This window comes from Prochlorococcus sp. MIT 0801 (genome assembly GCF_000757865.1).
Lineage (GTDB): Bacteria > Cyanobacteriota > Cyanobacteriia > PCC-6307 > Cyanobiaceae > Prochlorococcus_B.
Map to the genome: position 1 here is coordinate 1,829,627 of NZ_CP007754.1, position 13,456 is coordinate 1,843,082.

Sequence of the window (13,456 nt, forward strand, 5' to 3'; positions counted from 1 at the left end):
AGAAGGCTCAAAAGCGGATGAAGAGATTCGAACTCTCGACATTCTCCTTGGCAAGGAGATGCTCTACCACTGAGCTACATCCGCATCAAAACCCGAAGATCTTGTTTAATAAGCATGCCTCAAAAGAGGTGATGTGGTCAAATGATTTTCTTAAGTAACAAGATTACTTAATCCAACGCCTTCATCAATGACGCCATCTCTAGGGCTTGTAAAGCATAACTCCATCCAAGATTATTCTTAATTCCTGCTCTCTCTAAGGCCTGCTGCATAGTATCTGTTGTTAAAACCCCAAAAATAATAGGCAATCCTGTTTCTCTGGAGACAGTAGCAATGCCTTTACTTGCCTCGGATACCACAACATCAAAATGAGGGGTATCGCCGCGAATAACTGCTCCCAAAGTAATTACAACATCATAATTAGCTTTTCGAGCAAGTTCTTGCGAAATAATTGGTAGCTCAAATGCGCCTGGAACCCAAGCCACATCCAACTGATTACTGGACTCTGAAATATTAATTCCATGCCTAGAAAGGCAATCTAAACAGCCGCTTAAAAGCTTAGTAGTTATAAGATCATTAAATCTAGCTACCACAATAGCTATTTTAAAAGAAGATGCTTTCTCAAAGGTACCCTCAATTGTCGCCATTTCTTAAAGGCTTTTTATACTCACTAACACTAACGTCTTTCGAGTAAATTTAAAACATCAGCTTTAAAATTTAGTTTGTATATAGATCTTACTTAATTAATGTTCTTACACACTCATTTGATGAGTGATGTATTCGCCAACTAAGGCCTGAAGGAGGACCAAATGAAACCAAACTCCTGCAAGGATCTCGATCTTTTTAATATTGGGATTTCTATTGTCCTCTGGGTTGGTTTGGGTCATGTAAAAAACAGGAACACCAATTACCAAAAGCAAAGAAGAGAACAAAAGTGCGTTAGCAACGACTGAATTAATAGCCAACATAGTTGAAGCTGCAGAAAAATTTCTCAATATTCAATAATTCTCCCATGTAAGTGTTTTGTTTGAGTTGTTCATCTTCATATTTGTAGCGAGGCTTCACATGCAAAAAAAATTAATTCTTCTAATATGCATTGATTAAACAGTGAGCAATGAAATGGCTGCCAGCCAAAACCCCATACAAGGCAGTCTATTCGGGGAAAATGAGCACATCGATATCAATGATGCTGAAAGGCTTAATAGTTCAGAAGCATCGAACGGAAATCTGTCACATCAACAACTAGAAGAAGACGCATCGCTTAGACCTCGCATAAAACAGACTGCTAAAAATCAAAAACAAATCATTGATTTTGATGAGTTTTCTCATGTAGAAATCGAAGAACCCAAATGGTCACATCACAATTTACCAAAAATTGATGATCTCACTCCTGCACTAAGACATTATGTCGAATTAAAGAAAGAAAATCCTGACCGAGTTTTGCTTTATAGGCTTGGAGATTTCTTCGAATGTTTTTTTGAAGATGCAATAACACTCTCACAGCTTTTAGAAATCACACTCACAAGTAAAGAAGCTGGGAAAAAAATTGGCAAAATCCCAATGGCTGGAATTCCTCATCATGCATCTGATCGTTATTGCACAGAACTAATTAAAAAGGGTTTATCTATTGCTATTTGTGATCAACTTGAAGCTGCTCCAGCAAAAGGCAATAAATTAATAAAAAGAGGCATAACAAGATTAATCACCCCTGGAACAATTCTAGAAGAGGGAATGTTAAGTGCTAAACAAAATAATTGGCTAGCTTCTGTTCTGCTAGAGGCCAAATATAATCCAGCAATAATACACTGGTCTTTAGCAAAAATAGATGTAAGCACCGGGGAATTTATTGTTCAAGAAGGTCAAGAAAGTAATAATTTACGTCACGAATTAATTAAATTAAATGCAGCTGAGGTTATTTCAGAAAAAAACTCAATTTCAAATAAAATCTGGCATGAGGGATTAATAGAAATAACAGAATTTAATAAAACATCATTCTCTAGCTTGGAGGCAATAACAACTATTAAAAATCATTATTGTTTAAATAATATTGATAGCTTAGGGATAAATGCCAACTCTCTATCAATCAGAACTATTGGAGGGTTAATTTCATATTTAAATAAAACGCACCCAAATATAGATAATAAATCTAACAATGAAATCAAAACAAATATCTGTATTGATTACCCTCGAATAAAAAATAGTCGATCTGGATTAATTATAGATAGTCAAACACGAAGAAATTTAGAAATTACTTCAACTCAGAAGGATGGAAAATTTCAAGGCTCATTACTTTGGGCAATTGATAAAACATTAACTGCAATGGGTGCAAGATGCATTAGGAGGTGGATAGAAGAACCTTTAAAAGATATTAATGCAATTAATGATCGACAAAATATAATTGGATTACTAATAAAATCATCGACATTAAGAAAAAATATTAGAAAGATTCTTAGAGCCATGGGTGACTTAGAACGTCTTTCAGGTAGGGCAGGAGCTCAACAAGCGGGAGCACGAGATTTAATTGCTATCGCAGAAGGAATTAACCGTTTACCCTTAATTAAAAAATATCTAAGTGACCCCATTTTTGATAAAACTGAGTATTTCAAGTCCATTATAAATATAGATAAAGACTTAATAGAACTTGCTTCAAAAATCAATAATCAAATCATAAACAATCCGCCACTTAGCCTTACAGAAGGTGGTCTATTTTATGATGGTATAAGCCCTGTACTTGATGGACTAAGAAACCAACTAGATGATCATAATATATGGCTCAAGTCTCAAGAAGCAGAAGAGAGAAAGAAAAGCAATATAAATAATTTAAAGCTTCAATATCATCGATCCTTTGGATACTTTTTAGCTGTGAGTAAATCAAAGGCTATAAATGTTCCAGATCACTGGATCAGAAGACAAACCTTAACTAATGAAGAACGTTTTGTGACACCAGGCTTAAAAGAAAGAGAAGGAAAAATCTTTCAAGTTAGAGCAAGAATATCAGAACTAGAATATGAGCTTTTTTGTGATTTAAGAACACTTACAGGGAATAAATCCAACATTATTAGACAAGCAGCAAAATCAATATCTTACTTAGATGTTTTAGCTGGACTAGCCGAAGTAGCCGCTACTCACAACTATATTCAACCTAAGATAATAGATATTAATCAGCAAGATAAATCAAGAAAACTATCTATTATTAATGGCCGTCATCCAGTAGTTGAGCAAATTCTTGTTGATAAATTTTTTGTACCTAATGATATAGAACTTGGTTCTAAGACCGATCTGATTATTCTTTCAGGGCCAAATGCTAGTGGAAAAAGTTGTTATTTAAGACAGGTAGGTCTATTACAAATCATGGCTCAAATTGGAAGTTGGATCCCAGCTAAATCAGCACATATTGGAATCGCTGATCAAGTATTTACACGTGTTGGAGCTGTGGATGATTTAGCTTCAGGCCAATCAACTTTCATGGTCGAAATGATTGAAACTGCTTTCATTCTTAATAATGCCACTGAAAACTCATTAGTTTTATTAGATGAAATTGGACGAGGAACTTCAACTTTTGATGGGTTATCTATTGCCTGGTCAGTAAGCGAGTTTCTAGCAAAAAAAATTAAAAGTCGTTCAATCTTTGCAACTCATTACCATGAATTGAATCAAATTTCTGAATATATTGAAAATGTAGAAAATTACAAAGTTATAGTTGAATATAAAAATCATTCCCTTTCATTCCTTCACAAGGTCGAAAGAGGAGGAGCAAATAAAAGTTATGGAATTGAAGCTGCCAGGCTTGCGGGAGTTCCCTCAGAAGTAGTCAATAATGCAAGATTAATATTAAAAAATCTAGAAAAAAATAACTCAAACACTATTCAAGTCACTAAGCCAATTGAAAGTTGCAAATAAAATAAAAAACAATCCTTGCAATTTAATTCTCAGCCGCTCTCAATAAAGCATTAGTAGTAGCTGCAGCTAAGGATGCACCTCCTTTAGAACCTTCCAAGACAATATATGCACAACCACTATTTAATAATCGAGTTTTACTCTCATTCACCCCAATAAATCCCACTGGCATTCCAACAATTAAACTTGGTCTCTTATAGCCAGCTTCAACAAGATCTAATAAAGAAATTAAAGCTGTTGGAGAACTCCCAATTATGACCAATGGAGCATTTAAATCGTTTATGGTGTCTTTATCCTCAAAGTTTAACCATTTTTTTTTCATACCAATTTCACTTCTAGTAGTTAAAGTTGTATCAATGGACATGGAAGCTGGAGCCATACCTAAAATGCATTCAATATTTGAATTCAAGGTTCGTTTAGCCATAGGCGATATTGCTGCCTCTGCCATATAAGTGTCAGTCAAAATCGTTGCACCATTTTTCAATGCCTTAATAGCATCCTGACAAGCAGTGGGACTAAACTTGACACATGACAGCAAGTCAAAGTCTCCACTTGAATGAATAATGCGTTCTAAAATTGATTGCTGAACCTCATCAAGTCCTGTAATGCCTATTTTAGATCTAATGTAATTAACACTTTCGAGAAAGATGGGATGTTCGGGTGTTTTCACTGTTAAATTTCTGAGCTAATTTAAGATCAAAATCTTTTTAATAACATATATCGAATTTATGCCAATACATTTAATATGGGGGGATGATTATGAGGCCTGTAACAGAGAAATAGAAGAAATAATTCAAACAGTGATTAATCCATCGTGGAAAAGTTTTAACTATAGTCAGATAGATGGAAATGACCCAAAGCAAAATTTCAGAGCACTTGAAGAGGTTCAAAGTGCCCCTTTTGGAAGCGGAGGGAGAATTGTACTAGTTAGAAGAAGCCCTTTTTGCAACGGATGTACAATTGAACTAGCTAACAAACTTGAACAAGCAATTAAACTAATTCCTGATAATACATATCTAATTCTAAATAATTCAAATAAACCAGATAAAAGACTTAAGACAACAAAATTAATAGAAAAAAGTATTCAAACAAATAGCTTGTCAAAGGAAAAGAGTTTTCTTCTTCCACTACCATGGGATATAAATGGACAACGCAATCTAGTAAAAAATATTTTATACAAATTCAATCTTAAAATGAATCATGAAACGATTGATTTAATAGTAGAGAGCATAGGTAATGATAGCTCTTTAATTAATACTGAACTTCAAAAGCTTTCCTTATTATCAGATGCTGTTAATAAAAACTTAAATACAGATAGCCCGAGAGAAATATCAAAAGAACTAGTAAAAAAACTAATTCAAAACAATTCGACTAACGCACTAGAAATTGCCAATTTACTATTGAAAGGAGAGATAATTATAGCTCTAAATAAGATTCAATCCTTACTTAAAAATGGAGAGCCTGCTTTACGGTTAATTACAACCTTAACTGGTCAATCAAGAGGATGGCTTTGGGTACATCTATTGGATTCACAGGGAAATCAAGATGTCAAAGAAATAGCCAAACTTGCTGGGATCGCCAACCCAAAACGTATTTTTGTAATTCGAAAACAAATTCAAGATACATCTTTGGAAATATTGCTTGAATTGATGAAAAAACTTTTAAAAATTGAGGCCTCAATTAAATCAGGAACCAATCCAATCGATTCTTTTAAAGATAATCTGCTAACAGACAGTAAAATTTTGACTAATAACTGAAATAATCAATAAGTTAACGAAAGTTTAATGGCATTGTTGGTTCAAAAATTTGGCGGCACCTCTCTAGGAAGCATTGAGCGCATAAAAGCTGTCGCACAGAGAATCAAATCAAGTAAAGAAAAAGGTGATGATCTGGTAGTTGTTGTGTCTGCAATGGGACATCAAACTGACGAATTAACACGGCTTGCTTCAGAAATAACTGTTGATCCTCCTCATCGAGAAATGGATATGCTCCTCTCAACTGGGGAACAAGTCTCAATATCATTATTAACAATGGCCCTGAATGAATTGGGCACGCCAGCAATCTCATTAACAGGAACTCAAGCTGGAATTATTACAGAATCAGCTCATGGACGAGCCAGAATCCTCGAGATAAGGACAGAACGAATAAAAAATCTCTTAGATCAAGGTAAAACCATAGTTATAGCTGGATTCCAAGGAACCAGTCTTGGCATAGGAGGAATTGCTGAAATCACAACTTTAGGAAGAGGAGGATCAGATACTTCTGCAGTCGCTCTAGCAGCATCTCTTAAAGCTGCTAGGTGTGAAATTTATACCGATGTTCCTGGCGTTCTCACAACTGACCCAAGAATTGTTAAAAATGCAAAATTAATGAAAAATATTAGTTGTGATGAAATGTTAGAGCTGGCCAGCCTTGGAGCTGCTGTTTTACATCCTCGAGCAGTTGAAATAGCAAGAAATTTCGGCGTAACTCTTGTCGTCAAATCAAGTTGGGACAACCTTGATGGAACAACTCTAACTAGTAATAAGAATCCTGATTTTTCTCAAGGTGGAATAGAACATCGCAGTCCTGTCGATGGTTTAGAACTTCTTGAGAATCAAGCAGTCGTAGCTTTATCTAATATTCCAGATCGTCCAGGAATTGCTGCTGAACTTTTTGAATCTCTATCAAAGGGTGGAGTGAATGTCGATCTCATTATTCAAGCGACACATCAGATCGACTCTAACGACATCACTTTTACTGTTGCTGAAAATGAATTAAATAATGCACTAACTCAATGTGAAAAACTCATTAATACTATTGGAGGTGATATATCTTTTCAAAAAGATCTGACTAAACTAAGTATTTATGGAGCTGGAATAATGGGAAGACCTGGGATAGCGTCATCTCTATTCCAAATTCTTTCTGACTCTGGTATTAATATACGATTAATCGCAACTAGTGAAGTCAAAGTAAGTTGTGTTATTGATGCAGAATTAGGGAAAAAAGCATTACGTAATGTAGGCGAAGTTTTCAAGCTTACTGATAAACAAATTTCGCTAAATCCAACTATTGTAGATAACAACGAGCCAGAAGTAAGAGGAATAGCTTTAGATAGAGATCAAATCCAAATTAGCGTGAAGAATGTTCCAGATCAGCCAGGGACTGCCTCCACAATATGTTCCACTTTGGCTGATAAAAACATCAGCTTAGATACAATAGTTCAATCAGAAAGAAAGCATAAAGATAAAACCAAAGATATTAGCTTCACTTTAAAGAAAAATGATAGAAGCGATGCTAAATATGCATTAAAAGAATTGATTGAAAATTGGCAAGGATCAAAAATTGAAGAAGGAGAATCCATAGTACGAATTAGCGCAGTAGGATCTGGGATGCCATTTACAAAAGGAACAGCAGGTAAAATATTTAGAGCACTAGCAAATCAAAAAATCAATATCGAAATGATCGCTACTAGTGAAATAAGAACAACTTGTATTATCTCAGAAAAATATGGTGAAAAAGCATTAAATGAAATTCATTCTTGCTTTAAATTAGGAAATAATGAAAAATAAAAATATATTATCTACCGACTAACCTATGCCTTAATTTTTTTATACGATCTCTAAGAATTGCAGCTTTTTCAAAATCTAGATCTTTAGCTGTTATTTTCATTTTTGATTCCAATTTTTCAATTAATTCAGGCAGAGATTCTAAAGATATTCCGCTATCAGAATCCTTAGAGCTGTGATCAATCAACTTATCAGCAATATCAACAAAATCATCAGTATTTCCAGCTTGATTTAATCTTCTGGATATCTCTAAGAAAGAAAGAATTGAATTACTTGCTTTCTTACCTGCTGGTTTAGGAGTTATACAATTCTCAATATTATAAATATTCTGTATTTCTCGGCGTCTTTCAGTCTCACTAATGGCCTTTGCCATGGAGTCAGTCATATTATCTGCATAGAGCAAAGCTAAGCCTTCAACATGTCTTGCTGCTCGACCGATTGTTTGTATCAAAGATCTTTGAGATCTTAAAAATCCTTCTTTATCTGCATCAAGAATTACTACAAGAGAGACCTCAGGTAAATCCAAACCTTCTCTTAGAAGATTAACTCCAACTAATACATCATATTCTCCCAGTCGTAAATCTTGAATTATTTCAATTCTCTCAATTGAATGAATCTCTGAATGTAAATAGCGAACTCTTATTTTATTTTCAGATAAATAATCTGTAAGATCTTCAGCCATTCTTTTCGTGAGAGTTGTGACAAGTATTCTTTGCTTTTTTGATGCTCTTTTTCTAATTTCGAAAAGCAAATCTTCGACTTGACCATGGGTTGGACGTACTTCAACTAGAGGATCTAGAACACCAGTAGGTCTGATAACTTGCTCAACTATATTTCCTGTACTTTGGGACAATTCCCAATCACCAGGAGTTGCGCTTATAAAAACAGTTTGTTTTACCTTATTCCAAAATTCTATATCCATTAAAGGACGATTATCAGCTGCACTTGGTAGTCTAAATCCATGATCTATTAACACTTTTTTTCTAGCTTGATCGCCATTATACATAGCTCTTAATTGAGGACAAGTAACATGACTTTCATCTAAAAGTAATAACCAGTCTTTAGGGAAGTAATCAATTAGGCATTCTGGGGCTGAGCCAGGTTCTCTTCCAGAAAGATGACGAGCATAATTTTCAACTCCATTACAATATCCAACTTCCTTTAACATTTCTAAGTCATAAATAGTTCGTTGTTCTAACCTTTGAGCCTCGAGTAATTTACCCTCTTGGTTAAGAAATTCTAATCTATCTTTTAACTCTTTTTTTATTGCTTGAATTGCGGATTCTAAGCGATCTTTTGGGGTAACAAAATGTTTTGCTGGATAGATGTTGATTGAGTCAAGTTTATTTAAGATTTCTCCAGTAGTAGGATCGACATAGCTAATACTTTCGACTTCATCTCCAAATAATTCAAGTCTTACAAGTCTGTCATCATATGCTGGCCCTATTTCTAATACATCTCCTCTAACTCTAAATCTACCTCTACTGATTTCGATATCATTACGTGTATATTGATTGGAAACTAATGATCTAAGACAAGATCTTAAATCAATACTTTGACCAACTTGAAACTTTACAGAAGCCTTTAAGTATTCACTTGGAATTCCTAAACCATATATACAACTAATTGAGGCAACGACTATGACATCATCTCGTTCAAATAAAGACCTAGTCGCAGAGTGGCGTAACATATCAATTTCTTCATTAATTGATGAAGTCTTGGCTATGTATGTATCACTTACTGGAACATAAGCTTCTGGCTGATAATAATCATAATATGAGATAAAATATTCAACAGCATTATCAGGAAAAAATTCCCTTAATTCATTGCATAATTGAGCTGCAAGTGTTTTGTTATGAGCTAAAACTAACGCAGGTCTTCCAGTTTGAGCTATCAAATTAGCTATTGTAAAAGTCTTGCCTGTTCCAGTTGCACCTAATAAAGTTTGAAACTTTTCCCCATCATTTACACCTCTAACGAGACCTTTAATCGCTTCAGGTTGATCACCTTTTGGAACATAAGGAGCTTGAAGTTTATATTCAGGCATATTCTTGTTAAATGCTAAACAAAGATAGATTTATTAATTCTATATTCTTCAAATTTTGATCATAAAAATCTTAAATCACCTTATAAGGCTCATCGATTAATCGTGGAAACCAGTTTTAACGAATCTAAAGCCTGACGAAGACCTTTGACAGTAGCAACCATAGCTAATTCAGTCTTCAATTTATTTACTGCTGATCCAATACCAACCCCATTAGCTCCTACTGAAATAGCCATTGGGACAGTGACTTCAGAGAGCCCAGAAGCACAAATCACAGGCACATCATGCTGACTCTCCTTTAAAGAAGATGCGATAGCGAAAGTCGCGGCCAAAGTAGGTGAAGCTTTTTCTATTAAACCTAAAGTTCCAGGACTCAAGGGATGAGAGCTTGTGCCTCCTTCTGTCTGAATTAAGTCGACCCCTCTATCAACAAGATCTAACGCTAATTGAGCTTGACTATCTAAAGGCAAAACATGGGGAACGGTCACTGACAAAAAAACTTCCGGTAACAGGCGTCGAGATTCACTAGCTAATGAGAGCACCTCATCAGCTGAAAAGAAACGCCCATCTGGATAAAAAGAATCAAAATTCCCAATCTCAATCATTGATGCTCCTGCTTTAACAGCGTTAGGGAAGAGCCTTGGTTCAACAGAACTTACACACACAGGAATATTCGAGGCCTCTACAGCTAGCTCTACTAATTTTGGTTCACAGGCAATGTCCAATAAGTCGGCGCCCCCATGACCAGCAGCTTTGGCAATTAGAAGCACTGATTCTGGATTAAAATTACTCAAACCAGAAATTACTTTCAATAAAGATCTGTTTTTAATACTCTTTTGAAGTGAAGCTGGCAATGTTTGCAAACGTGTCATAAAAACATCAACTATTAACCTGATTGTGACATTGACTCAGCAAAAGAACTAAAAAAATGTGTATTGAGCTCTGAAACCAAAGCAAATGTCACAATCTTCTAAAAATGACAGGTCTTGGAGTAAATGGCATATGCGTTTACACAAAAGGCTGAAACAAAATAAATCTCTGCTTCCCAGTAACTCCACCATTCTTTTAGCAATATCTGGTGGCCAAGATTCGATGGCCCTTCTCAAACTAATTATTGATTTAAAAAGACTACATAAATGGCAAGTCGAAATCTGGCATGGAGATCACCAATGGCATGCTAAATCCGAGAAAATCGAAAAAGAGCTAAAACTTTGGTGTCTGAATAATCAAATTTCATTTCACTCTAATAAAGCAGATAAAAAAGAAGTTGCTAATGAAGAAAAAGCAAGAGATTGGAGATATAAAAACCTAATATTGAGAGCTAAGTTATTATCATCAAAAAATATACATTTTCCGTGTACAAGAATATTAACTGGTCATACTGCTACTGATCGAGCAGAAACAGTCATTATGAACTTAGCCAGGGGGACTGATCTGACTGGACTTACTACTCTTAAAGAGCAAAGAACTGTAGACAATAATATAGATTTAGCAAGACCTCTACTAATTTTCAATAGGAGTGAAACTCTCGAGATTTGTAAAGATTTTAATTTACCAATTTGGATTGATCCTTCAAATGAAAATATTAATTTAACAAGAAATAAAATAAGAAAAGAAATTTTGCCAATCTTGAATTCAATCTATAAGGGAGCAGATTCAAGAATAGCCTCAGTAGCTAATAGACTTGAAAGTTATAACGAAGACCAAAAAATATTTGCAAAAATAGCAATAGAATTTTGCCAAGGAGAAAAACCCAATTCCATATCGAGAAAAAAACTATTCAGCCTAACAAACTCTATTAGACAAATAATTCTATCTAATTGGTTAAAGACAACAGGTGTGACAAGAGTAACAGCTCTGCAAATTGAAGAAATAAATACCAAAGTGTCTCAAAGGAAACCACCTGGAAGTATCCATCTTCATGGAGACTTCCAACTATCTTGGGACAAAGAAACTATTTATATCTCAACTAAAGCTAATAAAAAAGACAATTTTCAGTTATCAACTAATTGCTGATCTGCGACGTCTTGTTCTTCCTGATGGCATTTCCTCTGCATTAGATTCCTTATTTATTTTTTGTTCTGCAGATGAACTTGTCTCTTTATTTACTACAGATGCATTTCTCGTCTTAGGGTCTTTATCAACCGTTTTCTTAACTACTTGTCTTGAGTCTGGCTGTTGATCAAGTTGAGGTTTATATGCTCGAGTTCCTCCTGGAGCAGGTTGAACAAGGCAAAGAATTAAAGGCTCAGCTTGAACCTCTCTTCTCAACCGACGAGATAATCCTGATTCAACCTCTCTTTGCAATCCAATCCAATCAACCTCAACTGACTTTCCGCCCGTATTAAGAACGAGCTGTTTCCATCGATTTTCAAGGACCCAATTAATCTCTCTTTCAGTCCAATTAACCATCGTTTTGGCATCAACATTAGTAATAACACCTCGAAGATTCACCCTAGGGGGAGCAACCATCACGCCATCAGTACTAATTGGAGTAAGAACGGTAATAACTCCATCATCAGCAAGTTGCTGACGTTCTTTTAAGACTCGAGTATCCACAACGCCCGTTCTAGAAGAATCGAGTAATTCCACTCCTGATTTAACTGGTGAACCTTGAACAATAGAGTCTGGTCTTAGTTCAGCAACGTCCCCATTCTCCATCACTAATACATTCTCGGGATGAACCCCCATTGATACTGCAGTTCTCCCATGTAGAACTTGCATTCTGTACTCACCATGAACAGGAATAAAGTATTTGGGTCTTGTTAATCCAAGCATCCATTTTTGATCTTCTTGGCATCCATGGCCTGAAACATGAATTCCCTTATCTTTTCCATAAATTACTTTTGCACCCAATTTGATTAATTTATCAATCGTATGCATTACGGAAATAGTATTTCCAGGAATAGGGCTAGCAGAAAAAATGACAGTATCACTAGTTTTCAATTGAACATGTTGATGCTCGCCTCTAGCAATACGACTTAAAGCAGCCATTGATTCTCCTTGACTACCTGTCATCAATAAAAAAGTCTCTCTATCAGGCAAATCTCTGATCTGTTTAATGGGAAAAAATAAATCATCAGGAAAACGCATATATCCCAGTTCTCTTGCTTTTCCAACCACATTCAGCATTGAACGACCTAGCAAGCCAACTTTTCTACCGTTTTTCATTGCTAGCTCTAAAAGCATCGATACACGATGAGTTGAACTAGCAAAAGTAGTGACCATAACTCTGCCCTCAGCAGTAGCAATATATCTATCTAGATTTGGAAAAACAGAATATTCAGAGGGTGTGAAACCTGCAACTTCAGAGTTGGTTGAATCAGATAGAAGGCATAAAACACCTTTATCTCCATAGTGAGCCATTCTGGCTAGATCGGCAGGCTGTCCGTCAGGTGGGGTATGGTCGAACTTAAAATCACCAGTGAAAAATACTACTCCCACTGGAGTCGTCACTGCGAAGGAATAACTATCAGAAATTGAATGTGTATTTCTTACAAATTCAACTGAAAAATGTTGCCCAACTTTGATAACTTCTCTGGGTCCACATACTTGTATTGTTGTCCGATCAGCAACTCCAGCTTCCTCCATTTTTCCCCTAAGCATTGACATAGCAAGGGGCGGGCCGTAAACAATTGGGATATTAAAGTTCTTTAAATGATGAGAAATTCCTCCAATATGATCCTCATGCCCATGAGTAACCACCAAACCTCTTATCCGATTTTGATTTTCACGTAGATAAGTAGTGTCAGGCATAACAACATTTACTCCATGCATCCCATCCGTTGGGAAAGCCAGACCAGCATCAAGAATCATGATGTCGTCTCCGTATTCAAATACGCAAGTATTTTTTCCGATTTCTCCGAGGCCACCTAAGGGAATAATTCTCAAACAAGGAGAATTTGTTTGATTATTTTTTGAACCTTGAGAATTCATTGAACTTGATGTCATGGAAAAATTTATGTGAAAA

10 protein-coding genes and 1 tRNA gene are annotated in these 13,456 nt (G+C 35.5%); 4 read left to right on the forward strand and 7 right to left on the reverse strand.

What is annotated here, in order from left to right; all coding sequences use genetic code 11:
* Positions 1 to 12: 12 nt before the first annotated feature.
* The 3 genes from EW15_RS09820 to psbZ form a co-directional block, all read right to left on the reverse strand.
* Positions 13 to 84, reverse strand: a tRNA-Gly gene (locus tag EW15_RS09820).
* Positions 85 to 167: 83 nt separating this feature from the next.
* On the reverse strand, positions 168 to 644 hold the full coding sequence (gene ribH / locus EW15_RS09825; RefSeq protein WP_038654698.1) for a 6,7-dimethyl-8-ribityllumazine synthase: 477 nt from the start codon (positions 642 to 644) through the stop codon (positions 168 to 170).
* Between the two features lie 105 nt (positions 645 to 749).
* Positions 750 to 992: a photosystem II reaction center protein PsbZ gene (gene psbZ / locus EW15_RS09830; protein ID WP_225866568.1), complete on the reverse strand. Its 243-nt coding sequence runs from the start codon at positions 990 to 992 to the stop codon at positions 750 to 752.
* A gap of 124 nt (positions 993 to 1,116) precedes the next feature.
* Between psbZ and mutS the strand changes: the two genes are divergently transcribed.
* Positions 1,117 to 3,897 carry a DNA mismatch repair protein MutS gene (gene mutS / locus EW15_RS09835; RefSeq protein ID WP_038655532.1) on the forward strand — a complete coding sequence of 927 codons (2,781 nt, stop codon included), beginning with the start codon at positions 1,117 to 1,119 and terminating at the stop codon, positions 3,895 to 3,897.
* Between the two features lie 22 nt (positions 3,898 to 3,919).
* Here the strand turns inward: mutS and EW15_RS09840 are convergent, their stop codons facing one another.
* Positions 3,920 to 4,564, reverse strand: coding sequence for a precorrin-8X methylmutase (locus EW15_RS09840; RefSeq protein ID WP_038654700.1), 645 nt, complete (start codon positions 4,562 to 4,564; stop codon positions 3,920 to 3,922).
* A gap of 58 nt (positions 4,565 to 4,622) precedes the next feature.
* Here EW15_RS09840 and holA point away from each other — a divergent pair, with 58 nt between their 5' ends.
* Together holA and EW15_RS09850 are read left to right on the forward strand one after the other, a co-directional pair.
* Positions 4,623 to 5,651 carry a DNA polymerase III subunit delta gene (holA, locus tag EW15_RS09845; RefSeq protein WP_038654703.1) on the forward strand — a complete coding sequence of 343 codons (1,029 nt, stop codon included), beginning with the start codon at positions 4,623 to 4,625 and terminating at the stop codon, positions 5,649 to 5,651.
* A 27-nt stretch (positions 5,652 to 5,678) separates the two neighbouring features.
* On the forward strand, positions 5,679 to 7,445 hold the full coding sequence (locus EW15_RS09850) for an aspartate kinase (RefSeq protein ID WP_038654706.1): 1,767 nt from the start codon (positions 5,679 to 5,681) through the stop codon (positions 7,443 to 7,445).
* Positions 7,446 to 7,452: 7 nt separating this feature from the next.
* Here the strand turns inward: EW15_RS09850 and uvrB are convergent, their stop codons facing one another.
* Together uvrB and EW15_RS09860 are read right to left on the reverse strand one after the other, a co-directional pair.
* Positions 7,453 to 9,489 carry an excinuclease ABC subunit UvrB gene (uvrB, locus tag EW15_RS09855; RefSeq protein ID WP_038654709.1) on the reverse strand — a complete coding sequence of 679 codons (2,037 nt, stop codon included), beginning with the start codon at positions 9,487 to 9,489 and terminating at the stop codon, positions 7,453 to 7,455.
* Positions 9,490 to 9,578: 89 nt separating this feature from the next.
* Complete coding sequence (locus EW15_RS09860; protein WP_038654712.1) at positions 9,579 to 10,358, reverse strand: DUF561 domain-containing protein; 780 nt, start codon at positions 10,356 to 10,358, stop codon at positions 9,579 to 9,581.
* A 130-nt stretch (positions 10,359 to 10,488) separates the two neighbouring features.
* On the opposite strand from EW15_RS09860, the gene tilS reads away from it, so the two are divergent.
* Positions 10,489 to 11,502, forward strand: coding sequence for a tRNA lysidine(34) synthetase TilS (gene tilS, locus EW15_RS09865; protein WP_052041250.1), 1,014 nt, complete (start codon positions 10,489 to 10,491; stop codon positions 11,500 to 11,502).
* Here the strand turns inward: tilS and EW15_RS09870 are convergent.
* The gene (locus EW15_RS09870) at positions 11,488 to 13,437 is read right to left on the reverse strand and encodes a ribonuclease J (protein ID WP_038654715.1); all 1,950 of its coding nucleotides are present in this window, start codon (positions 13,435 to 13,437) and stop codon (positions 11,488 to 11,490) included. The two genes, tilS and EW15_RS09870, sit on opposite strands and share 15 nt — an antisense overlap.
* Positions 13,438 to 13,456 lie beyond the last annotated feature (19 nt).

What these genes read in the sequence shown, in the direction of transcription:
- holA (WP_038654703.1), top strand. Translation starts at nt 4,623, where the DNA reads ATGCCAATACATTTAATATGGGGGGATGATTATGAGGCCTGTAACAGA.
- mutS (WP_038655532.1), top strand. Translation starts at nt 1,117, where the DNA reads ATGGCTGCCAGCCAAAACCCCATACAAGGCAGTCTATTCGGGGAAAAT.
- EW15_RS09860 (WP_038654712.1), bottom strand. Translation starts at nt 10,358, where the DNA reads ATGACACGTTTGCAAACATTGCCAGCTTCACTTCAAAAGAGTATTAAA.
- ribH (WP_038654698.1), bottom strand. Translation starts at nt 644, where the DNA reads ATGGCGACAATTGAGGGTACCTTTGAGAAAGCATCTTCTTTTAAAATA.
- EW15_RS09850 (WP_038654706.1), top strand. Translation starts at nt 5,679, where the DNA reads ATGGCATTGTTGGTTCAAAAATTTGGCGGCACCTCTCTAGGAAGCATT.
- uvrB (WP_038654709.1), bottom strand. Translation starts at nt 9,489, where the DNA reads ATGCCTGAATATAAACTTCAAGCTCCTTATGTTCCAAAAGGTGATCAA.
- EW15_RS09870 (WP_038654715.1), bottom strand. Translation starts at nt 13,437, where the DNA reads ATGACATCAAGTTCAATGAATTCTCAAGGTTCAAAAAATAATCAAACA.
- tilS (WP_052041250.1), top strand. Translation starts at nt 10,489, where the DNA reads ATGCGTTTACACAAAAGGCTGAAACAAAATAAATCTCTGCTTCCCAGT.